Origin of the sequence: Calothrix anomala FACHB-343, from assembly GCF_014696435.1 — a bacterium.
In the GTDB taxonomy this organism is placed as follows: Bacteria; Cyanobacteriota; Cyanobacteriia; order Cyanobacteriales; family Nostocaceae; genus Aulosira; species Aulosira anomala_A.
In genome coordinates this window covers 1-22,761 of sequence record NZ_JACJQG010000027.1, presented here as the reverse complement: position 1 = coordinate 22,761, position 22,761 = coordinate 1, and the positions used below count along the sequence as shown (strand labels likewise).

General features: G+C 41.8%; 21 protein-coding genes and 1 tRNA gene. 10 read left to right on the top strand and 12 right to left on the bottom strand.

The window, feature by feature from the left end:
* Positions 1 to 119 precede the first annotated feature (119 nt).
* Both psb32 and H6G08_RS16830 read right to left on the bottom strand, forming a co-directional pair.
* Complete coding sequence (psb32, locus tag H6G08_RS16835) at positions 120 to 857, bottom strand: photosystem II repair protein Psb32 (protein WP_190544929.1); 738 nt, start codon at positions 855 to 857, stop codon at positions 120 to 122.
* Between the two features lie 363 nt (positions 858 to 1,220).
* Positions 1,221 to 1,895 (bottom strand): Uma2 family endonuclease, encoded by a 675-nt coding sequence (locus H6G08_RS16830; protein WP_190544926.1) that lies wholly within the window; start codon positions 1,893 to 1,895, stop codon positions 1,221 to 1,223.
* Between the two features lie 305 nt (positions 1,896 to 2,200).
* On the opposite strand from H6G08_RS16830, the gene H6G08_RS16825 reads away from it, so the two are divergent.
* The gene (locus H6G08_RS16825) at positions 2,201 to 2,764 is read left to right on the top strand and encodes a Uma2 family endonuclease (protein ID WP_190544923.1); all 564 of its coding nucleotides are present in this window, start codon (positions 2,201 to 2,203) and stop codon (positions 2,762 to 2,764) included.
* 49 nt (positions 2,765 to 2,813) lie between these two features.
* On the opposite strand, the gene H6G08_RS16820 is transcribed toward H6G08_RS16825, so the two are convergent.
* Positions 2,814 to 4,589, bottom strand: a complete 1,776-nt coding sequence (locus H6G08_RS16820; protein WP_190544921.1) for a HEAT repeat domain-containing protein — start codon at positions 4,587 to 4,589, stop codon at positions 2,814 to 2,816.
* A gap of 17 nt (positions 4,590 to 4,606) precedes the next feature.
* Here H6G08_RS16820 and surE point away from each other — a divergent pair, with 17 nt between their 5' ends.
* Positions 4,607 to 5,287 carry a 5'/3'-nucleotidase SurE gene (gene surE / locus H6G08_RS16815; RefSeq protein WP_190544918.1) on the top strand — a complete coding sequence of 227 codons (681 nt, stop codon included), beginning with the start codon at positions 4,607 to 4,609 and terminating at the stop codon, positions 5,285 to 5,287.
* Between the two features lie 93 nt (positions 5,288 to 5,380).
* Here the strand turns inward: surE and H6G08_RS16810 are convergent, their stop codons facing one another.
* On the bottom strand, positions 5,381 to 5,677 hold the full coding sequence (locus tag H6G08_RS16810; protein WP_096643970.1) for a hypothetical protein: 297 nt from the start codon (positions 5,675 to 5,677) through the stop codon (positions 5,381 to 5,383).
* 602 nt (positions 5,678 to 6,279) lie between these two features.
* Here H6G08_RS16810 and H6G08_RS16805 point away from each other — a divergent pair.
* Positions 6,280 to 7,449, top strand: coding sequence for a homocysteine biosynthesis protein (locus H6G08_RS16805; protein WP_190544915.1), 1,170 nt, complete (start codon positions 6,280 to 6,282; stop codon positions 7,447 to 7,449).
* 251 nt (positions 7,450 to 7,700) lie between these two features.
* Here the strand turns inward: H6G08_RS16805 and patR are convergent, their stop codons facing one another.
* On the bottom strand, positions 7,701 to 8,726 hold the full coding sequence (gene patR, locus H6G08_RS16800) for a heterocyst master regulator PatR (RefSeq protein ID WP_190544912.1): 1,026 nt from the start codon (positions 8,724 to 8,726) through the stop codon (positions 7,701 to 7,703).
* 378 nt (positions 8,727 to 9,104) lie between these two features.
* Between patR and H6G08_RS16795 the strand changes: the two genes are divergently transcribed.
* The gene (locus H6G08_RS16795; RefSeq protein ID WP_190544910.1) at positions 9,105 to 9,980 is read left to right on the top strand and encodes a tetratricopeptide repeat protein; all 876 of its coding nucleotides are present in this window, start codon (positions 9,105 to 9,107) and stop codon (positions 9,978 to 9,980) included.
* Between the two features lie 140 nt (positions 9,981 to 10,120).
* On the opposite strand, the gene H6G08_RS16790 is transcribed toward H6G08_RS16795, so the two are convergent.
* Positions 10,121 to 10,741, bottom strand: coding sequence for a TMEM165/GDT1 family protein (locus H6G08_RS16790; RefSeq protein ID WP_190544907.1), 621 nt, complete (start codon positions 10,739 to 10,741; stop codon positions 10,121 to 10,123).
* Between the two features lie 393 nt (positions 10,742 to 11,134).
* Here H6G08_RS16790 and H6G08_RS16785 point away from each other — a divergent pair, with 393 nt between their 5' ends.
* Together H6G08_RS16785 and H6G08_RS16780 are read left to right on the top strand one after the other, a co-directional pair.
* The gene (locus tag H6G08_RS16785) at positions 11,135 to 12,307 is read left to right on the top strand and encodes a murein hydrolase activator EnvC family protein (protein WP_190544904.1); all 1,173 of its coding nucleotides are present in this window, start codon (positions 11,135 to 11,137) and stop codon (positions 12,305 to 12,307) included.
* A gap of 147 nt (positions 12,308 to 12,454) precedes the next feature.
* Positions 12,455 to 12,527: transfer RNA gene (locus H6G08_RS16780), tRNA-Arg, on the top strand.
* A gap of 203 nt (positions 12,528 to 12,730) precedes the next feature.
* Here H6G08_RS16780 and H6G08_RS16775 read toward each other — a convergent pair.
* Both H6G08_RS16775 and H6G08_RS16770 read right to left on the bottom strand, forming a co-directional pair.
* The gene (locus H6G08_RS16775) at positions 12,731 to 12,973 is read right to left on the bottom strand and encodes a hypothetical protein (RefSeq protein ID WP_190544901.1); all 243 of its coding nucleotides are present in this window, start codon (positions 12,971 to 12,973) and stop codon (positions 12,731 to 12,733) included.
* Positions 12,974 to 13,175: 202 nt separating this feature from the next.
* Positions 13,176 to 14,651, bottom strand: a complete 1,476-nt coding sequence (locus H6G08_RS16770) for a serine/threonine protein kinase (RefSeq protein WP_190544898.1) — start codon at positions 14,649 to 14,651, stop codon at positions 13,176 to 13,178.
* A gap of 394 nt (positions 14,652 to 15,045) precedes the next feature.
* Between H6G08_RS16770 and H6G08_RS16765 the strand changes: the two genes are divergently transcribed.
* On the top strand, positions 15,046 to 16,662 hold the full coding sequence (locus H6G08_RS16765; RefSeq protein ID WP_190544894.1) for an adenylate/guanylate cyclase domain-containing protein: 1,617 nt from the start codon (positions 15,046 to 15,048) through the stop codon (positions 16,660 to 16,662).
* Between the two features lie 18 nt (positions 16,663 to 16,680).
* Here the strand turns inward: H6G08_RS16765 and H6G08_RS16760 are convergent, their stop codons facing one another.
* Complete coding sequence (locus tag H6G08_RS16760) at positions 16,681 to 16,917, bottom strand: hypothetical protein (protein ID WP_190544889.1); 237 nt, start codon at positions 16,915 to 16,917, stop codon at positions 16,681 to 16,683.
* 47 nt (positions 16,918 to 16,964) lie between these two features.
* Positions 16,965 to 17,792 carry an RpnC/YadD family protein gene (locus H6G08_RS16755; protein ID WP_190544886.1) on the bottom strand — a complete coding sequence of 276 codons (828 nt, stop codon included), beginning with the start codon at positions 17,790 to 17,792 and terminating at the stop codon, positions 16,965 to 16,967.
* Between the two features lie 138 nt (positions 17,793 to 17,930).
* Between H6G08_RS16755 and H6G08_RS16750 the strand changes: the two genes are divergently transcribed.
* The gene (locus tag H6G08_RS16750; RefSeq protein WP_190544883.1) at positions 17,931 to 18,155 is read left to right on the top strand and encodes a hypothetical protein; all 225 of its coding nucleotides are present in this window, start codon (positions 17,931 to 17,933) and stop codon (positions 18,153 to 18,155) included.
* A gap of 33 nt (positions 18,156 to 18,188) precedes the next feature.
* On the opposite strand, the gene H6G08_RS38200 is transcribed toward H6G08_RS16750, so the two are convergent.
* Positions 18,189 to 18,323, bottom strand: a complete 135-nt coding sequence (locus H6G08_RS38200) for a hypothetical protein (RefSeq protein WP_277877837.1) — start codon at positions 18,321 to 18,323, stop codon at positions 18,189 to 18,191.
* 211 nt (positions 18,324 to 18,534) lie between these two features.
* Here H6G08_RS38200 and H6G08_RS16745 point away from each other — a divergent pair, with 211 nt between their 5' ends.
* Positions 18,535 to 18,801, top strand: a complete 267-nt coding sequence (locus tag H6G08_RS16745) for a hypothetical protein (RefSeq protein ID WP_190544880.1) — start codon at positions 18,535 to 18,537, stop codon at positions 18,799 to 18,801.
* 241 nt (positions 18,802 to 19,042) lie between these two features.
* Here H6G08_RS16745 and H6G08_RS16740 read toward each other — a convergent pair whose 3' ends face one another.
* The gene (locus H6G08_RS16740; RefSeq protein WP_190544877.1) at positions 19,043 to 21,577 is read right to left on the bottom strand and encodes a tetratricopeptide repeat protein; all 2,535 of its coding nucleotides are present in this window, start codon (positions 21,575 to 21,577) and stop codon (positions 19,043 to 19,045) included.
* A gap of 170 nt (positions 21,578 to 21,747) precedes the next feature.
* On the opposite strand from H6G08_RS16740, the gene H6G08_RS16735 reads away from it, so the two are divergent.
* Positions 21,748 to 21,891, top strand: coding sequence for a hypothetical protein (locus tag H6G08_RS16735; RefSeq protein ID WP_190544874.1), 144 nt, complete (start codon positions 21,748 to 21,750; stop codon positions 21,889 to 21,891).
* Positions 21,892 to 22,761 lie beyond the last annotated feature (870 nt).

The window sequence follows — 22,761 nt, the reverse complement described above, 5'->3', positions numbered from 1 at the left end:
ACAATAAAGACAAGGAATTTTAGATTTTGGATTTTGGATTTTAGATGACAATCCAAAATCCAAAACTTGTACTGAGCCGCAGTGGCTCATCCATGCCCAATGCCCAATGCCCTTAGCTATTAACCATTGTTAGATGGTTGATTAACTTGATAGAGATAATAGGTTGCCATTGGGATAATAGTGGCAGCAATTAACAGTCCTACTACCCAAGCTGTAGCATTACTTTGGTCGGTTTCAGAGGCTTTTTTGAATGTGCCTTCTACCTGTACTTTCTCTACAACTTTTGGCGGGCCGGGATCGGTTTGTCCAGAGAGGACTGCAACTAGGCGATCGCTCGCATCTAAGAAGGCTTGGTTATATTTGTTACCATTTCTTAGGGGAGCCATGACAGTTTCCGAGGCTACGCTTTCGGCTATAGAATCTGTCAGCAAGGACTTGACTTTATCTCCGGTAACAATGGCAGTACCGTTGGTGACTGTATCAATTACCAAGAGGGTTTGATTAGCTTGTGCTTCTTTGGTGGGAAACCACTTTTCAAACAGCGCTTTGGCGAAACTTTCTGGTGTTTCTCCATAGTCAAGTCGGTGAATGGTGACAATTCTGGTTTCATAGCCAGTTTGCTTTGCCAAATCTGACAAGGTGCTGCTAATCTTACCTTCATTCACCCGACTAATTGCGTCGGCTTCATCTACCACCCAGGTGCTGTTATCTGCTGCTAGGTTGGGTATTTGATATACACCAGTAGCTAAGGCGGAAGGCACAACGAAAAAGGAAACTAGAGCGATCGCCACTAATGGCAAAATTAGCTTAATTAAGTATTTGGGAATGATAATTGCTTGGTTGAGGAGCTGTTTCATTTGATAAACTCAACAGAGAGACTTGCACCAAAAATACTACACAACCCATGTCAAAATCACCTGGTTGATAGCTTTTTTCTGCTGAAAGTTTTTCGCTACATCCCAAAGATAGATTTTATTGAGCTTTGCTTATCAGTTGTTAGAGACGCGATAACCCTTGTCTGTACAATTTTCAGTTGTGTAGGCAATATTTTCGAGGAATTCCGCCCATTTACAGATAAATTCTTTAATTGGGCGGATTTTGCAAACCATTCGCGGATGATACCATACAATTAAACGTTTATACTATTTTTGGTAGAAAATCTTAAACTTTTGTTGGCTATTGAGCATAGATACAAGTTTGATGAATTAGCGATCGCCCTTTCACGTTCTTTGACTCAACCGTTGTACAAACGTTGTATGTTCGGCTGAATTCAACCCCGCTTGCACTACCTCCAACACCTGTGCCATTTGATTATTTAACAGCGCTTCTACCGCTAACCACAAACCCGGAAATACCTGAGAGCGAATAATCCCATCTGCGCCAGGTGATAGCAATTGATAGTCGCCATCGGTGAGGTAAAACCATTCAATTTGATTGTCATAGGTTTGCCAGATTACATACTCTAATACCCCGTTACGGCGATAAACCTGCTTTTTGCTACCCCTATCAATTGCGGCGCTACTGGCGGCAATTTCCACAATTAACTCAGGCGCGCCTTCGATATAATCATCACTACTCACACGTGTTTGCCCACCTACCGCAGATTCAAGAAACAATACTGCATCGGGTTGGGGTTCGTTATCTAAATCCAGGCGTACCGTGGGTGCATCACTCAAGTCAACACCAGGAGTCATTGCTTGGTAGATTCCTAACCAAGTCATGATTCTGCTGTGGGGTTTGCCATGTTGTTCATGTCTTAATGGAGATGCCACGTAAACGATTCCTTCAATTAATTCAGCTTTCTTGATGTGGGGTGCAGCCGCATAACGTCGTTCAAATTCTGGACGAGTTAAGCGATCGCCACTTTGAAGCGGGGGTGAGTACTCTCTAAGCATTTTTTCATCCTCAAAGTTGCCGGATTACGATCGGGAGCATCCCAATTTTGACGCAATACCCTTCTAGGGTATTGCTATACCAACAAAGCCTGCCTTCGCAGGCTATCAAACTTTTAGCCTGCGAAGGCAGGCTTCGTATTTCTAGCCCCACCCTTATAGGGTGAGGGCGTTTTTGCACATTTGGGATGCTCCCTTACGATCAATGTAGCAAACCTGTGTCTGTGAAAAGTGCAGATTAATTTACACTGCTAAACTTGTAAATAAAGGCAACTATTGTTAGCTAAAAAGGCACTGAGAAAAGTTCAATGAATACTGTTGTTTTAAATCTTGAACCAATCGCTCATTTAACCGATGAGCAATTTTATCAATTGTGTCTTGCCAATAAAGACTTAAGCTTAGAAATGAATGCAGCAGGAGAATTAATAATTGTGCCACCAGTAGGAGGAGAAAGCGGCAATCAAGAAGCCGGGCTAATTACTGATTTAGAAATCTGGAATCGTCAAGCTAAATTAGGAAAAGTTTTCAGTTCTTCAACTATTTTTACATTACCCAATGGTGCCAAACGTTCTCCTGATGCAGCTTGGGTAAAGTTGGAACGTTGGGAAACTTTAACAGTAGAACAGCGCAAAAAATTTCCGCCCCTTGTACCAGATTTTGTTATTGAACTGCGTTCGGAAACAGATTCACTCAAAGCTTTGCAACAGAAAATGCAAGAATATATAGAGAATGGTTTGCATTTGGGTTGGTTGATTAATCCTCAAGATGCCACAGTAGAAATTTATCGAATTAATCAAGCTGTAGAAGTTGTGCAAATGTCAGTGATTCTTTCTGGCGAAGATGTATTACCTGGATTTGAATTGCAAGTTTAGCTAGGCGATAAGACTGATAGACTTGTGAGGATTTTTGAATACTAAAGTTTTACGAATGAGCGATCGCATAGTTATAGTAACCACAGCGATGCTGAATGGCAGCGATCGTATTAAATACAGTTTCAATAAACGTAGATTTGTACCCAGTTAGTTTTAGTAGTATTTTCGCTAAATAAGGTAGCGCTTCCGGAGTACCTTCTTTTTCTAATGCTTCCGCAGCAAATATTATAGAAATATCATCACTATCATCAATATCATCATAGGTTAAATAGTTATTCAAAGCTTCTATCAATGCTGCTATAGCTGCTTGAGAAGTAATCTTTCCTAATGCTTTTACTGCTGTTGATTTAATTAAAGGACATCCGTACTTTAACGCATGAGTGAGTGCCGGAATTGCTTCTTCTGAGCCAAGTTCTCCCAAAATCATAGCAGCACTCTCCTGAACAAATTCATTCTTATTGTTCATAGCTTCGATGAGAAATGGAACAGCTGCATCAGAGCCAATGTTGCCTAAAGCAAAAGCAGCAGCTTGACTAACTTGAAAATCTACATGGTTGAGAGCTTGAATTAGTAGCGGAATCGCAGCCTGAGAACCAATTTGCCCTAAAGCACGGATAGCATCAAGCTGATGAGATTGATTATTCAACAACTGAATTAGTAGTCTCTCTGCTAATAGGGGTGCAGTCATTCCTAAAGAACAAATAGCGTTTAGATAAAGATATCCGCTATTAAAAGCTTCTATTAAAGTTGCTTGTGCTTTATCAGAGCCGATATTTCCCAAGGCAGCAACAGTACGATCCTGAACCATCCAGTTTTCATCTAAAAGCAATGGAATTAATGCTTCCTCTACTTGTTGAGATTTGATTTCTCCTAAGGCAGAAGTAGCACTATATCTAATTAGATAGTTGTCATGTTGTAAGGCTTGAATCAGTGCTGTAACTGCTGCTTGAGACCCAATTTTTCCTAATGCATCAGCAACATACCAATCAACCGAAGGAGATTCATCATTTAAGGCTTGAATTAATGAAGGAACAGCTGCCTCAGATTTAATTTTCCCTAGCGCAGAAGCAGCTTTTATGCGAACTTTAGGATTTTTATGCTGCAATACTTCAATTAATGCTGGTACAGCGACCTCATGACCAATTTTTCCCAAGGTAGACGCAGCCATTTTTACAACATAAGGGTCTTGATCGCTCAGACATGGAATCAATAAGTATACAATTTCTTCTCTACCTATTTCTGCTAATGCTTCAGCAGCATTACCACGAACCCAAGGATTTTCATGGTTCAAAGCATGAATTAATCCTGCTTCAGCTAACTCAGAGCAAATTCGCGCCAAGATGTGAGGAGCTAGCCAATAGACATCTGAGTTTTGATGATTTAAGGCTTGAATCAATGCTCTTACTGCTACTTCAGATTTAATTTCACCAAGGGCAAAGGTAGCACTCCCAGGAATATAGCTTTCCTCGTCATTCAATGCTTCTACCAGATATGGAATCCCATAGTCAGAACCTGTAATGCCCAAAAGTTGAACTTTCAATACTTCAGGGACTGGTAATGTAGTTATCAAACCCACAGTTTGCACTTGAAACCTTGGTTTTACTGCTCCTGCTAACTTTGCCCCCAATTGCAAATCTACCTCTAAGGCTAATCTCACGATTCTTAATGCCTGAGCCTCATCTTCTAACTGTGCTAACATCTGCGCTATGGGTTCTGTCCATTGCAGGTAATTGAGGTAATCTCGTTGCAATTGCTCATCACTTAGCTGGGGTAGCTGTGACAAGAGATTGCTAGACTCTGGCGACGGTTGACGATAGAATTCCACTGGCTTTCCTCAAATATATGACTATCATCCTCACTAACGACGACGGTATCGATGCACCTGGAATTAAAGCATTGCTCAATGCTGTCAAAGACAAAAATGTAATTATCGCTGCGCCGAGAGATCATCAATCTGGCTGTGGACATCAAGTTACCACAACTCGCCCCATAACTCTTGAGCGACGTTCAGAAACTGAATATGCGATCGCGGGAACTCCTGCTGATTGTGTCAGAATTGCCATAACACAAATTAGCCAAAATGTCAACCTCGTGTTATCGGGGATAAATGCTGGCGGTAACTTAGGCGTAGATGCTTATATTTCCGGTACTGTAGCGGCGGTGCGAGAAGCTGCAATGAATGGAATTGCCGGAATTGCTATTTCTCACTATCGCAAAGCCAAGCAAAGTTTTGACTGGGAACTTGCGGCTAAGTTCACAACTGATGTTTTAGCCGATTTACTTCAGCGTCCTCTGGAACCAGGACATTTCTGGAACGTCAATTTACCACATCTGCAACCAGGAGAACCAGATCCGGAAGTTGTGTTTTGCCAACCCTGTACCAAAGCCTTGCCAATTAACTATCGAGTTGATGGCGATGGTTTTTATTATATTGGGGAATATGGCAAACGCGATCGCACTCCTGGTAGCGATGTGGATGTCTGTTTTTCTGGTAACATTGCTGTCACCAAATTAAAAGTGTAATTGCAGGGATAATCCCTTAGTAGTCAAAAGTCAACAGTCAACAGTCAACAGTCAACAGTCAACAGTCAACAGTCAACATCATCCCTATCCTTCCTAATCTGACCCTTGTAACAAAATCATCAGCTTATCTAGTGTTTCTGTCAGATGGCTGAGTTTTTGTAAAGAATCATCTTGAGATTCTGCAAGGGTCTGTACAGCGTCACATAATGCAAAAATTTGATAACCTTGCTGCTGTAACTGCTTTCCTTGGGCTTCGACTTGCACGCTCAAAGTCTCTAGTCGGTGCGCTAGACTCTCAATTGTCTCTGTAGTAGACAATACTGCTTCCCCAATTTGCTCAACTATAGATTCCAATCGCCCAATTTTAACTTCCACTCCTGATGAAATCATTTCTTCACCACCCTAATTTTGAAAGTTCAACATACTAAACATTGCTACGGTTATTGAATAATTTAATATACGCATTAACACTGGGAAACCGCCACTATAAAAATATAATTGCTCGTTAATACGTAATTATTCGTAGCAGATTATAGCGAGAATAAACTTGATTAGAAAGTTTTCTCATAATTAGTTACTTTTGCCAATAGTTGTCTAATCAACTTTAATCCTAAAAATATAAAAAGTCAGTATATTTGCACTTGGGCAGCCATAAATAAGTAATTGTACGGTTGCCTTAAATATTTCTAATACCATTATTTAGACAGTAGAATTAATGCGATCGCTTAATTATTTAGGACTTACGCAGTGTCAGATATTTTTCATGCTTTTTGTCAATGGTCAATAGTCCATAGTCCAAAAACCTGAATTTTGACCATTGACTTTTGACTTTTGACCACCCTTGTGAGGGTTTTTGTGTTCGGTGCGTAAGTCCTATTATTTTCAAAACCCAGATAAGTAGACAAATATGTAGATAAATATAATGATTTAACGTGGCAGCTATCTTGCTCCACCTTGCTCCACAATGAATATAGGAATTCGCTACATTTAATATGCGAACAATTGCGGAAATTAACGAAAAAATCAGCAGCCAACGTGCAGTAGTTTTGACAGTTGAAGAATTAAAAGCAAGAGTTGCTGAAGTTGGAGTCGATCGCGTTGCTCAAGAAGTTGATGTGATTACTACAGGAACTTTTGAGCCAATGGAATCCAGTGGTGCAATTATTAATCTGGGACACACTGACCCACCAATTAAAATTCGCCGTTGTTGGTTAGATGGCGTACCCGCATACTCTGGTTTTGGCGCAGTAGATTTATATTTGGGTGCGAGTTGTCCCGTAGATGTAATTGATGGTGAAGAGGTGCGGGAACGGGGTGGCGGTCATGTGATCGAAGATTTAATTGCAGGTAAAGCTGTACAAGTACGCGCCCAAGGACAAGTAACAGATTGTTACCCTAGAGCCACCTTTGAAACGACAATTATGCGGGAAACAATCAATCAGTTTTATTTATTTAATCCCCGTAATCTCTATCAAAATTTTATTGTCGGGGTAAATGGAGGCGATCGCCCGCTTTTTACTTATCTCGGCCCTTTACAACCACGTTTAGGAAATGCAGTTTACTCAAACCCTGGCGCAATTTCTCCATTACTTAACGACCCCAATTTACAACTAGTTGGCATTGGTACGCGAATTTTTTTAGGTGGGGGAATTGGTTATGTTGCTTGGGAAGGTACTCAACATTTCCCCTTACAAAAACGCCTAGCTAATAATACACCCATTGGCCCGTCTGCAACTTTAGCTTTAATTGGTGATGCCAAGCAAATGGATGCTAGGTGGGTGAGGGGATGTTATTTCAAAAGCTATGGCCCTTCATTAATGCTGGGCGTAGGCGTACCACTACCGGTATTATCAGCCGAAGTGGTGGAACATTGTGCAGTGCAAGATAAAGAATTAGTCGCGCCTATTGTAGACTTTTCTATTCCCCGGCGCGTGCGCCCCACATTTGGTTTGGTGAGCTACGCCCAACTCAAGTCTGGGCGTGTCACCATTGAAGGCAGAACAGTGCGCGTTGCACCGCTAGCCAGTTTGTTTTTCTCGCGGCAAGTCGCCTTGGAATTGAAAGAATGGATCGAAGCAGGGAAATTTACCCTTACTGAACCAGTTTCTCCAATTCCGATGGATCGTTCATTTCTTCCTCAAGACCGATGGACAGAGTTTTGATTTGAGAGGACAAGGGAAGAGGGACAAGGAGGACAAGGGAGACAAGGGAGACAAGGAATTTTAGATTTTGCGAAAAGTCGGAGCGCCGGCTTCCGGCGATCTGTTAGCGCAGCGTTAGCGACGCAGGAGCGTCACTTTTCAAGACAGATTTGCGATTTTGGATTCTAATCTAAAATTTAAAATCCAAAATCCAAAATCCAAAATTGTTTCAATGCCCAATGCCCAATGCCCCATGCCCCATGCCCCATGCCCTACTCCTGAGTCGGTTTCGGACGCTTAATTGGCTTAGGAGGAGCCGTTTTTGGTACAGGCTTTGATACAGCTGAGGGATCGCCGCCACCGCCGATTTTCTTGACTGGGCGTGGGGTATCGCTGCCGCGTCTGGGGGGGAATGGTCTTCTACCACCACCACCGCCAGCACCACGAGGCCCGCCACCTCTGAATGGCGGTTTGCGCTTTTTGGGTAAGTCCGCGATCGCTTCTGCACTTTCGATCAGTAATAGGTCAGCTTGTCGCTTTACTTGAAAGTCCCAAAACTTGCCTACTGCTTTGGTCGTCAGCACACCTGTCAGTTTTAATTTAAAATACTTGGGCTTGTCTGTTGGTTTGCGCGGAGCCTGTTTGATTTTGACTACTAAGCTCTTAGCATCAAAAGACTGATAAACTACTTCACCACGCACCGAAAAACCACCATCAGGAATTTCTGATGAGGGTTTGAGGGTGCTTAGAGATTCTTTGGCACTGTCAGACACAGTATTATCCGGGATATCTACTTCTTCTAATCCCGAATCTTGATCGTCCTCCTCTGTCAACTGTTTAGCCAGTTTTTCTGGCTCCCAAACCCCGACAATTTGGAGGTGCAAAGTGTCATTTTCTTGTCTTGTACGTGGATAAACTACCCACAGATGTTCTTGTTGCAAATCTAAATGATTCTTAACTAAACTCATAATCCGGCCTAGCAGGACGGCATTGAGTTCTACACCATCACTAGTTAGCAGATTACCTTGAGTGAATTGTTCATCGCTAGCAAGGTAACGACCTCGGACTAACCCAATGGCACGGTACTGCATCGGCTCGCTGGGAGGCGGAATCGGTTGTTGCCGATTAGCTAAGTTCCCATTTGAGGCAGTTTCGCTAGGGTTAACAGAGGAATTTTCTGGTTCAGAGTCCTGGGCTGCTACTGTAGGAACACTAGCGATTGACTCTGCTGTAATTTGGCCTTGGTTAGAGGCAGAAGAATTGGAAGATTCGGGCGACGGCATCAGGTCGGAATTCATAAAAAACTCCTTGCGGCGGAGACACATCCCATTGTGGGATTTTACGAAGGCAGCTGAAAAGAGCGTTTGTGCGGCTGATGAAAGTATATTTGCTTTCAACCCACCACGACTGAGCGCTCTCAAGCATTCTCAAGACACAGTTGTACACTAAATGTGTAATTTAGCGTCTTTAGACTAGTTTCGGGAAGCATATCATAGGTTAAATCTTGACGGCTCCTCCTAAAGTCATCACTTACTTTAGCAGCGTGTATAGTTATTTGTTATAAAATTCACAGGCAATCGAGAGTATTCCGCAAAGTTTTGGAAATTTTTAACTTTCGGATTTATCAGATTTATGTAGATGATAATGTCAATTCAAGTTCAGGAGAAATTAGTCTTGTGTCTCAACAGCGCAGCTGGATAGTTAAGGTCATCTTAGCTTTGGCAGTTCTTACCTTTGTGGGAATTTCTCTGGTTCCCTTAATTTCTGCACTTAATAATAATAATACACAAACCCCACCCCAGAATAATGCCAGTACTCAGGGTAATTCAGCTTCCCCTGACCAGAAATCAAAATTGCAGGATGAAGTTAGAGGTTATCAGCTGGTTTTGCAACGGGAACCAGAAAATCAAACTGCCCTTAAAGGCTTGCTCCAGGCAAGGTTAGAATTGTTAAGTATCAAAGAAGGTGATATTCAGGGAGTCATTGAACCTCTAGAAAAGCTAGCCAAGCTCAACCCCGATCAAACAGAATATGCGGTTCTGCTGGCGCAAGCCAAGCAACAACTGGGCGATAAGGAAGGTGCAGCCCAAGCTTACCGTTCTGTTTTAGCCACAAAACCTGGTGACCTCAAGGCTTTACAAGGTATGGTATCTTTGCTTTTAAGCCAAAAACGCCCAGAAGCCGCTATTGGTTTATTACAAGATACTTTGACGGCTGCATCCCAAGTCAATAAAATCCAGCCTGGAAGTGTAGATACGGTGGGTGTACAGGTGCTTTTAGGCACAGTTCACGCCACTCAGAAAAGTTATACCCAAGCTATTTCTGTATACGACCAAGCAGCGAAAAAAGATCCTAAAGATTTTCGTCCCGTTTTGGCTAAGGCGATGCTATTTAAGCAACAAGGTAAAGTTGCAGAAGCGAAAACTTTGTTTAATAATGCCTCAGCTTTAGCACCTGCTCAGTACAGAGACGAAATTAATAAAGCTGCTCAAGCTTCCCCAAGTCCTAGTCCGGCGACATCTGCTACACCTTCACCGGAAAGTGGGAAATAGGGGCGCTTAGGCTAGGGATTAGGGATGAGGGAAGAGGGATTTTCATGTTTGCTTGCGATCGCAATTTGAAAAAAGAATGCGACAGATTGTAGGGGCATGGCAATGCCATGCCCTCTAGAATACTGAAATTGTGATACCGATCAGGCTCCTTCAATTGCGGCAACAATACCAAAAACCAAAAACAAGCATCCACCTATTAAAGTTAGCTGACGCTCGGAGATTCTACCCGCAATCATTTTGCCACCAATGACTGCGATCGCGGCACAAATAGCATGTCCTAAAACTGCACCTACAGTCACACCGATGGGATTATTCCCGGCTGCTAGGGCAATGGTAGCAATTTGCGTGCGATCGCCCCACTCTGCCATAAATGTTAAAACAAAGGCTTCAATTAAAATTGACAGTGGTGTTCTGCGTTTGGGTAACTCTAAATCGGCTTGCTTTACCGCCGCTTCCGCTTCTTCTACTACTTCTTTGTCGCAACTAGCAGCAGACATCTTACTACCTTGATACAGGAGCTTAAGACCAAAGGCAATAAACAAAGCAATTTCCGCATAGTGAATATACACCTTGGGCAACAAAGATACCGTTTGTCCCAAAATTACCGAAAGAATTGTCATCGCCGCTAAAGCCGCTACCACCCCGGTAAATACCAACCGCCGTGAGTGGTGCATTGCTAAAATGACGGCGATAAAAAATGTTTTATCACCTAATTCGGAAACTGTAATTAATAACAAACCTGCGGTGAAAGCTGTTAGCACTCTCTCAAGCTCCTGAAGAATCGTTTACCGATGTGAAGCTCGATGAAAGCACAAAGACCTCACCAAGCTCCACACTTTTTTGTGTGAACTTAGTGAAGGTCTCGCTTCCAAATATTTTTGCAAATATTTTCTGATTATTAAATATTTGTCACCCGAACCAGGCTTATCGCCAGTATGTTGATTCAGATGGGCTGGTTTTTATTTCCAGCAGCTACTCCCCTTCTATTCATTCAAAATTGTATATCTCTATGGAGGATGAGTCAATACACTTAGGCAACAGTCAACAGTCAATAGTCAACAGTCAACTGTCAACAGTCAACTAATTTGTTGTTAGTTCTGCCGAAGTTTTGGGAACAATGCTGGTTATGCTTGAAATTCTTGGGCGGAAACGGCATGAAAGCGCCATTTTCTCAATATATTAAGTTTGGCTGGCTGTTGATACTTTGCTGGCTGCTGGTATGGTTACCTGTGGGTGCAACGCCTACAGCAACTATTGATAATTTACGACAACAACAGCAACAAATTCAGCAACAACGTCAAAATGTGGTTCAAGAAAGCGATCGCCTAAATAATCTCCAACAGGGTGCGCAAAATCGCCTCACGGGGATTAACAAAAATCTGCAAATTACTAATAACAATATTCAATACAGCGAATCGCAATTAAAGCTAGCTACCGAAAATCTTCAGCAGTTACAGGCTAATTTGGAAGCTGCGGAACGTTTTTATGAACAACGCCAGGTAGCTACCGTTGCAAGGTTGCGGTTTTTGCAGCGATCTTCAGGCGATCGCGGTTGGGCAATTTTACTGCAAAGTGAAAATATCAGCGATTTTATCAGTCGCCGTTATCAACTCAAGTTAGTTTATCAAGCAGACCAGAAAATTTTAACTCAACTCAATGCACAAGCACAGGAGATTATTGCCCAAAAAACCGCAGTAGAACAGCAAAAAAATCAAATTGCTTTAATTAGAGAGCAATTACTAGCGCAAAAATCCGATTATCAATTACAAGCGCAATCGCAAGCCGAGTTAATTCAACGCCTCAATAGCGATCGCTTGGCGTTAGCCGCAGCACAAAATCAGCTAGAGCAAGATTCTAAAAATGTAGAAGCCTTAATTCAACAAAAAATAGCCGAAGCCCAAGCCAAAACCAACAGCAACAGTAAAAGCGTCATTATTCGCGGAACTGGAATGTTAGCCTATCCCAGCGATGCAGCGACTAGCAGCCCCTTTGGTTGGCGGATACATCCAATTTTAGGCTATCGGCGCTTTCATGCCGGACTAGATTTTGCGGCTAGCTATGGTAGTACAATTCGCGCAGCTGATTCGGGAACAGTAATTTTTGCTGGCTGGTATGGCGGATATGGTAAAGCTGCGATCATCGATCACGGCGACGGTATTACCACACTTTACGGTCATACCAGTGAATTATATGTTTCTGAAGGACAAGGAGTACAACGCGGACAAGCGATCGCGGCTGTCGGTTCCACCGGTTTATCTACCGGGCCTCATCTGCATTTTGAAGTCCGCCGCAATGGTACGCCTGTAGATCCGGCGGCTTATTTGTAGGGGCAAGGGAGACAAACAATTCAAAATTCAAAATTCAAAATTCAAAATTAAGAATTCTATTTGACTTTTGCCCAATGCCCAATGCCCAATGCCCAATGCCCCATGCCCAATGCCCAATAAAAAATGTGCTATAATACAAAAAATCAAGGGCGCGTGGCTCAGTGGATAGAGCAACAGATTCCGGTTCTGTGGGTCGGGGGTTCAAATCCCTCCGCGCTCGTTTTTTATTTTTAATTGCTAATTAATTTGTCTGCGTTGACAAGTTAATCTCCATTATGCAGGTTTTAAAGCGTGTTTGATTAAATGCGCCTGGTGTTATTCTCTGGAGATTGGAAGAGCAAGAAGCAGCATTAAAATTAGCCAGATGTAATGATCTGCAAGATGTCGCTAGGGAATTATTACCCAAAAACCCTGATAATCTGGCTATGAACTTGATTCTTGAACGACAATCAACACAACTTTGACGACAATCAACACAACTTTGACGACAATCAACACAACTTTGACGACAATCAACACAACTCTGACGACAATCAACACAACTCTGACGACAATCAACACAACTCTGACGACAGTCAACACAACTCTGACGACAGTCAACACAACTTTGACGACAATCAAAACAACTTTGACGACAATCAAAACAACTTTGACGACAATCAACACGATGTTGAAGCGTTTTTTTTACTTATATTAATGTTTGCGACACATCAATATATTCTAGAGGGCATGGCACTGCCATGCCCCTACAATCTGTGGCATTATTTTTTTAATTGGGATTACATCGGTCTGAAACCCTGACAAATAACAAATGACAAATGACAAATGACAAATGACAAATGACAAATGACCAATGACCAATGACAAATTACTTAGCACAAGAATTTCTGGTGCGACTTTTCCAAATCCAACCTACTTCGGGAGCGCTAATTTCTACCCAGCCACCGTCAAGTCTACCAGTAGTTGTTACCTGAGTCCCGGCTTTAATTACTTTTCCGGTTCTTCTTTGTCCAGATCCAGCACGTAAATTTGAGGAACTAATAACAGTTAAACAACCTGTTTTTTGTTCGGGTTGACTTGGGGTAGTTGCTACAGGCTTGACTTCATTTTGCGGAGTGCTAGAAGAAGAAGCAAGTTTTTGTGAGTTATTCGCAGACATAATTCCCAAAGCTGCGATCGCAATTGCTGCACCCCCACCAATGAGTAATCGCGATTTGCGTTTTGATTGGGGAATAGAACGAATGTAAACTTGAAACTTACTAGGCGATCGCGTAGCAATTGGATTTGTAGTTGTAGTATTTGAGATACTACTTTTTACCTCAGAAGCGCGTAGGGTAGAAGCAGCAGTTAATGGGGGTAATGTCGGATCAGAATTAGTACCATTCTCTGGGGGAACATAACAAGGCTTGGCTAATTCTTGCAGATATTGCATGACTTTAGTAGCTGTCACATAGCCATCTTTTAAATAGTGTCCTACCATTTGAGTCATAACAGATGCTACAACCCCAGGTGTACTGGCATTAGTAATAGAAGTGAGGGATTGCAGTACCTCTGTGGCTGTTTGATAGCGATATTTAAAATAATGGCGGATCATCTTATTGAGAATAGCTGCCAGTTGATTGCTCACTTGCGCGTGATGTTGCCATAATATTTCCCCGGTAACAGCATCTTCTCCTAACTGTTTGGGATTTAAGCCAGTAATTGCTTGGATACAAGTTATCCCTAGTGCGTAAATATCGCTACAAGGTCTTGGTCTACCTTGTCCTTGTTCGCTTGGCATATAACCGGGGGTTCCTACAGCCAAAGTATCATTTTTTAGCTGTTCTGTAGTCATCAGCGAGTAGCTTTTAATTTGTTTAACCGCGCCAAAATCAACCAAGACTATTTTATTGTCGCTAGCACGGCGAATTAAATTATCCGGCTTGAGATCCCGATGAATTACCCCATGACTGTGAATAAATTCCAGAATTGGTAAGACTTCTTGTAATAGTTGAATTACTTGTTCCTCACTCCACCGAGTTCCGGGAGCCATTTCCCAGGATAATGGATGTCCTTCCACTAACTCTTGGACTAAATAAAATTCTTCATTCTCCTCAAAGTAAGCTAAAAGTCGGGGTATTTGGTCATTATGCCCCAAGTTTTCTAGAGTTTCGGCTTCTCTATTAAATAAACGTCTCGCTAAAGGCAAAAATTCAGGATCGCTAGTAATCGGCTTGAGGTGTTTCACCACACAAGCAGGATTCCCAGGACGGCGAGTATCCTGAGCTATATAAGTATGACCAAATCCGCCTTTGCCTAATAGCTCGACTACTTGGTAACGTTGGTCTAGTAATCTGCCGATCATTTTATAGCTGGACTGAGGTTCACTGTTCACTAGAATACACTTTTTCCTGAAAGAAAAAGTTTGTTAGGTTTTTCATAAGAAGGCTGATGTATATCTAAATATAATTGTTCCGTAATAATTACTACCTCCTAGTTGTCGAAATGCGATTGATAATGTCATAAAGATAAAGCCAAAGACTTATCCAGGATTTACGCACCGAACACAAAAACCCTCACAAGGGTGGTCAAAAGTCAAAAGTCAATGGTCAAAATTCAAGTTTTTGGACTATGGACTATTGACCATTGACAAAAAGCATGAAAAATATCTGACACTGCGTAAGTCCTATTATCCTTTGAGTAGTTCCCAGCTTAAACATGGTTGAACCGCCAGATCCCAGGACAGATAATTCACACTCATGACTGAACTTAAACTACGTCTACAAGATGGAGATACTGAAAGCGTTGTTTCAGTAGATCGAGATGTATTTACTATCGGTAGGTTACCAGAATGTAACTTATACTTACCTTTTGGTGGTGTTTCTCGTAACCATGCCAAAATTGTCAAGACAGCCGATGGGGTGTGGAATATTGAGGATATGGGGAGTAAAAATGGCACGCAGGTTAATGAACGCATACTGACAAAACCCCAACAGCTACATCACGGTGACATTGTTTGGTTAGGCAATGTGAGTTTAATGGTGTTTATTATCGACCCTGCTAAACAGCTAACAAATCAGCAGAATGAAATAGATAATAGCGAACAAAAAACAATTTTACGCAACGTTCAACAACTGCAACAGCAATGGATAGCTGCTGATAGTAAAGATGGTGAAGTTAGTAATAAAGATACAACTATTGCGAGATTAAAAGACTTAGTAAATATCGCTAAAAATCTGTGCGCCGCTACATCCATAGAAGCGATTTTTTCGCAAGTGCAAGAAGTAGTATTTCGCTATCTTGATAGTATTGACCGCTTGGCATTATTAATTGATGTGAGTAGTAATGGTAATTTAGAATTAATGAATGCAGCTACGAGAAATGCTGCGCAACAACAATATTTAGCGCCTGATGGTAGTTGGATTAGTCGGAGTATTTGTCAAAAGGTATTTGACGAACAAGTTGTGATTCAATCGGCTGATACTCATAAAGATGAACGCTTTTCTTCCGAACACAGCGTTTTAGTTAAGGGAATTCGCAGCGTCATGGCTGTGCCATTATGGGATGAAAATAAAGTTGTAGGTGTACTGTATGCAGATGCACATTTATCTTCTTACCATTGGGCAAATGAAGGTGAAGAAGAACTCAGCTTTTTTTCGGCTTTAGCTAATCTTGTCGCTTCCAGCGTGCAACGCTGGTTATTATTAGATAGATTGAAACAAGAAGAGGTAATTCGTCACCGACTTGAACGCTATCACTCTCCGGCTGTAGTGCAGCAGTTAATATCTGTAGGTAGGTTACCAGATGGACGTTTACCACCGGAAGAAAGTGAAATTAGCATTTTATTTGCAGATTTAGTGGGTTTTACGGCTATTTCTGAAAGGGTAACACCAACTGCGATCGCGCAATTACTCAATAATTTATTTGAAGAAATGTTGCAAGAAGTGTTCGCCTATGGTGGCACTTTAGATAAATATATCGGTGATTGTATTATGGCGTTTTTTGGCGCACCAGAACCACAAGCAGACCACGCCCAACGCGCCACAGCTGCTGCTAAAGGGATGCTAACTCGCCTAGAACGCCTGAATATGAATAGTTTTTGGCAAGAACCTTTACAACTACGCATTGCAATTAATAGCGGTAAAGCTGTTGTTGGCGATGTGGGAAGCTCCCAACGGGTTGAATATACAGCTTTAGGCGGTACGATTAACTTAGCTGCAAGGATGGAAGCAGTTTGTCCTCCTGGTGAATGTGTAATTAGTGAAGTGACTTACAATATGCTTTCACAACCCTCAGATTTTCAAGAAATGGGAAGCTATAGTTTTAAGGGTATTAATCGGTTGATTAAAGTTTATCAAACTACTATGCATCATTAACAATTCAAAATTCAAAATTCAAAATTCAAAATTCAAAGCAACATCTTCTTCACTGAGATAGGAAAACTCAATTCCCATCAAGTCTAGAATTTTGAGTAATTCTGCTGGTTCTAGCTGCATAACTTCCGCAGCTTTTTTTAAGCTAATTACTTTAGCAGTTAAAGCACCGAGTAAAAAAAGAAAGTTTTCTTTCTGTTCGATATTCTGAAATAACTGAATTTCCGAAGCGATCGCTTGAGTCAGTTCTGGATTCATCGTTAGGTTTTCACTAATTCATATTAATAAATTTAATTGTCATTTCCTTATTTTTCGAGTAATTGCTTTAATTCGTCTAGATTCTGGGCAACGAGTATGGAACGTTGAATGGCTTTGAGTTCTTCAATATCAGATATTTGAGATATTTTTGACATGAAATTCAATCCTTCATTGCCAAATTTTACTTCTAGAGTTAATTCGATGCTGGATAGCCTATCTTCTCGCATAATTTCTTGATACCAAGGCGAAGAGCGTAATACTGTCATATCCCACCTCATAATTTGTTGGACTAAGGCACTATCTATTACAAACGTAGCAAAAAATGCCAAGACAGTTTCAAGTTGATTTAATTGTTCATCTCTTTGTAATAAACGCAATGCTTCTCGAATGGTAGACTCGTTTTGACCACCTTTAAGAATTGGCACAAATGGCAGTAACGAGGGTAAGGGTTGTTCAAAGGCAATGCTAACATCTACTTCCCACAGGTTAATAACGCGGTAATCTTGGCGTACTTGTAACCCAGCAATGTTGGACTCGTATTTTGTGGGTATTTCTACATCACTTGTTTTGAGAATATTGATGAGTACAGGATAAGTAGGTAATTTATATTTTTCTTCTGCTAACCCTGCATAGGCACGCATTCGTCGTGGCATTTCGGGATTGTAGCGCAATTGCAATTCATTAAGGACGAGAAATTTCCCATACTCTTGACTTTCGGCGCGGATCAGTACATCGCTTTCTCTACTGATCCACTGAAATTCAGAATTAAGAATTTCTCCAGCAACAATATCAGGAATTTGTGTTACCCATTTTACCCAATTGTTAGGTGCGAGGCTAATTAAGCGTTTGGTGCTGATATCAGCAGGTTTTGACATGGAAATTACAGATGCACTCAAGATGTGCAACTTATGATACCGGATTTAGTTGAGTAATGTTTTACTAGAGCGCTCATCATTCTACAATTTAAGTCGAGCGATGTCTTCGACGGGCTACGCCTACGCACTGTGAACACCATGATTTCACCACAAAACAAAAGCGATCGCACTATGAACACCATCATTCCACCTCAAAATAAAAGCGATCGCACTGTGAACACCATGATTTCACCACAAAACAAAAGCGATCGCACTGTGAACACCATCATTCCCCCTCACAACAAAAGCGATCGCACTCTCAACACCATGATTTCACCTCAGAATAAAAGCGATCGCACTATGAACACCATCATTCCACCCTAAAACAAAAGCGATTGCACTCTGAACACCATCATTTCAACTCAAAACAAAAGCGATCGCACTCTGAACACCATCATTTAACCTCACAACAAAAGCGATCGCACTGTGAACACCATGATTCCCTCTCAAAACAAAAGCGATCGCACTATGAACGCCATCATTCCACCTCATACCAATTGGAAAAAAGAATGCGACAGATTGTAGGGGCACTGGCACTGCCATGCCCTCTAGAATATTTTGATGTGTCGCAGATTATTGAAATTGGTATCACAACAAAAGCGATCGCACTCTGAACACCATCATTCCACCCTAAAACAAAAGCGATCGCACTCTGAACACCATCATTCCACCCTAAAACAAAAGCGATCGCACTCTGAACACCATGATTCCACCTCAAAACAAAAGCGATCGCACTGTGAACACCATGATTCCACCTCAAAACAAAAGCGATCGCACTGTGAACACCATGATTCCACCACAAAACAAAAGCGATCGCACTGTGAACACCATGATTCCACCTCAGAACAAAAGCGATCGCACTTTGAACACCATAATTCTCCCTGAGAACAAAAGCGATCGCACTCTGAACACCATCATTCCCCCTCAGAACAAAAGCGATCGCACTCTGAACACTATAATTTCACCTTAGAACAAAAGCGATCGCACTCTGAACACCATCATTCCCCCTCAGAATAGGAGCGATCGCACTGTGAACACCATCATTCCCTCACAGAACACGAACTTTCGCCTTGTAAACACCATCATTCCTCCTCAGAACAAGAACGTTCTCGTTTGAAACAGGAACATTCGTGTTTGGAACATGAAACTTCGAGTTCGGAACTTGGAACTTGGAGATAAAAGCTTGATTGATGAGGTTGGGAACTTGAATTTTACTGTTGTGAGTTAAGGCGATCGCGTAAATCTGCTAAGTTTTGATGTACAGTTACAGTATTGGGATGATTCACTCCTAATTGTTGCTCAAAAATATCCACAGCTTGGATAAACAAGGTTTCAGCTTCGCTGTATTTGCCTTGGAAATTGTAAAGTACAGCAAGATTGTTAAGGATTTGTGCCACATTAGGATGTTCTTCACCCAGTCGGTGTTGCTGTAATTCTAAAGCTTGTTTATACAAGGGTTCGGCTTCGCTGTATTTGCCCTGAGATTCGTAGAGTCCAGCTAAGTTATTGAGGGTAGTAGCAATAGTATGATGTTGATCGCCCAACAGGTGTATTTGGATTCTTAAAGCTTCCTGATAAAGAGATTCAGCTTTATTATATTTTTCTTGTAATTTGTAGAATAATGCTAGGTTATTGAGACTTTGAGCAACATCAAGATTTTCTTCGCCTAGCAAGCGTTTCCTGAGATTTAAAGCTTGCAGGTATAAAGGTTCAGCCTTTTTGTATCTACCTTTAGAAGAGTAAAGTAATGCCAGGTTATTGAGACTTTGAGCAACATCAAGATTTTCTTCACCTAGCAAGCGTTTCCTGAGATTTAAAGCTTCCAAGTCTAAAGGTTCAGCTTCTTTATAACGACCTTGAAAAAAGTAGAGGAATGCTAGGTCGTTAAGATTTTGAGCAAGATCAAGATTTTCCTCTATCAGCAGACGTTTCCTGAGATTTAAAGCTTGCAGGTATAAACGTTCTGCTTTGTTGCAATGACCTTGAGATAAGTACATTCTCCCTAAGTTGTGGAAGCTGGTTGCAACATGAAGATGTTCTTCACCCAGAAGTTTTTGAGTAACTGCTAAACACTGCTTACACCAAGCTATAGCCCTATCATATAAACCTTGACCACTGTAAAACCAAGCGTTACCGATGAAAGGCCAAATTAAATCATCATCGCTGACATAGTGAAAGAGATTGTTCGCCACTTCAGCTATATGAGGTATGGTGGGGGTAACATCCTTAATTTGCTGAAGTGTAGGAGCGTAAGGAATATTTTTAGCAACTGCTACCATTACCCTGCAAAAACTTCGCTTAAATTCCTCTCTCTGCTCTAAACCTGTAAGCTTATCTTGAAAAAACTCCCGCAGCAGGGGATGTAGTTGATACATTCCCTCACCTTTGGGCTGGAGTAAATGCAACTGTAACAACTCTCGTCTAGCTTTTTTCCAATCTTGAGCCGCATTATTTATTGTTACACTCTCCACCAAATCCCAAGGAATCGGAGCTAAAGCAAATAAACTCAGAAGACAGCCTAAACGTTGAGCATTTTCTCGCAACCGTCGCCAACTTAACTCAAAAGCAGCCGCAACACCCAATTCAATTTTCATTTCTTGGGGAACTTCTTCTAAAGCCTGATGCTTTAAACGCTCATTTTCCAAGTCTTGCAGCATTTCTGCTAGGGTTAATTCCTCATCACCTAACAAATAACGCCCGACTAATTCCAAACCCAAGGGTAAATATCCCAGCCATTGACAAAGTTCTTCTGCAATTAAAGCCTCACGTTGCAGTCGTTCCTCACCAATAATAGATTTTAATAACTGCATCGCCGCTAGTGGTGTCAGCACATCTAAATCTAATCGCACTATTGGCGAATGTAATTTTTCCCGTGTGGTAATTAACTGCTTAAACCGGGAAGGAACAGACTCTAAATAATACCCAACTTCGTCTCGATAGTTAGTGACGTTATCAATTACCAGTAAAACTTCACCCTGACACCAGTTTTGGCAACAGTATTTAACTTGCGCGAGTAATTTTTCGTTAGGGTTTTCTGTTAAATCTTCTGGTAGGTTCAAATTAAGATAAGTTCTAGCAAACTGCACTAATTGCACCCCCACATTCTGTAATGCAGACAACCAGCAAATTCCACCTTGATAAGTGACGCGGTGCGAATTCGCATATTGCAGTGCTAATTCTGTTTTCCCAACTCCACCCATTCCTGCAATAGCAGCAATGAGGGCTACTTGTTGATTTTCCTGCAATAATCGATGGAGTTCTTGCAATTCCCTTTCTCGTCCGACAAACTTTGTTACCCCACTCAAGGGAATATTCTCGTAACGGGTAGGCGAAAGTTGAGCTTTTCTACCTTTCTCACGCTGTACACCGGGTAATTCTTCTCGTTTACTTTGCCATTCAGCATCAAATTTCTGCAAATTCCCGTATTTGTCGCTTTTATCATGCCAAAATTTCAGCCGAAAGTGCCAGTCTGCCGAACCTTGCTTGTGTTCGCGTAAATCTTCGAGAATCTTCAGAAAATCCTTAAGCGCATTTAGTGAGTCTCGGACTTGTTCTGTGGTTAAACCGCTAAGTTCCCCTAAGACTCTTAGCTGTGTTCTGACTATTACTTGCTGCGGTGTTTCCCAGTTGTCGTCAATTTTAAAGCGATCTCGGTTTTCTAACTCGTAATTAGCATAAGCCAAAAAGCTTTCTAACAGTATTTTTACCCGCGTTTTGACATCATCACCATAGCTAACACGCGCCATCGCTGATTTTTACCCAAATTTGCGACAAAGTTTAGGGATTCCCTAAACTCAATTTAGCATCCCCAAACTCAAATCTTGGCAGATTCACGGATCGCAGCCAATATACAGCCGTTTTTGCTTCCCAGTATTACCCCAAATTTACCTTGGCTTCAAAGCTTGAGGTAAAACAAATGACAGCTAAGAAGTTAATGGCGGTTTTATTTTTTCTGATTCCCCTAATTGCTGATTTATTGTTCCCCGGTTCAGGAATTGCGATTGAATTAGCCATTTTAATTTGGGAATTGCTGGAATCAGATGAAACCCAAGAGGAATAAGGGAACTCCAGAAAATAAATTATCCCAAATTGTAGGGGCGGGGTTACCCCCATTGGTGTCAACTTAAGTCACAGATGGCTGATTGCAAGGCTTCTATCTCGTTTCCAGCCGGAGGCTGGAAATGCGTATTGCGAGGCTCCGCCTCGTCTTCTAATAAATTGAGGCAGAGCCTCATAAATCTCAGATCCCACGCAGAGCATGGGAGCTAGATGGAATGGGGGTTTTGCGTTAAGTTGACACGTATGGGTAACCCCGCCCCTACGAGTTGCGGGCTTGGTAAGTTAATGATTGGGATGTTTTTTTATTTGGAAGTCCCTAAGACGCTGGTTATTTGGGAAATTGTGCGATACAGGCGAAAGGCTATCATTGGTGTCAACTTAATGTGAAACCCGCTTGGTGAAAAGGTTATGTCCTCACCCCCAGCCCCTCTCCCTGAGGGAGAGGGGAGCAAGAGATTTAATTCCCCTTCTCCTGGGGGAGAAGGGGTGAGGGGATGAGGGCGAGGGTTTTTGTACAACACTCGCCGTATATAGCTTTTAGCTTAAATTGACACCAATGAAAGGCTATTCGCCCCTACAGGTAAGCTAATAGGCGTCTAAATTGCATAACTACTAATCAAGACTGTTAACAGTCAACCGTCAACAGTCAACCGTCAACAGTCAACAGTCAACAGTCAACAGTCAACCGTCAACAGTCAACAGTCAACAGTCAACCGTCAACCGTCAACCGTCAACAGCCCTGACGATAGATTGTGCAAGTTAAAAACACCCTAAAATAGCGGGAAACTTGGTAGCCTCGTCTCTTTAGAGCGAGGCGGAAAAGTGACCCGCGCGACTTCAGTCGCAGTCAAAAAAATGGTAAAATAACAAA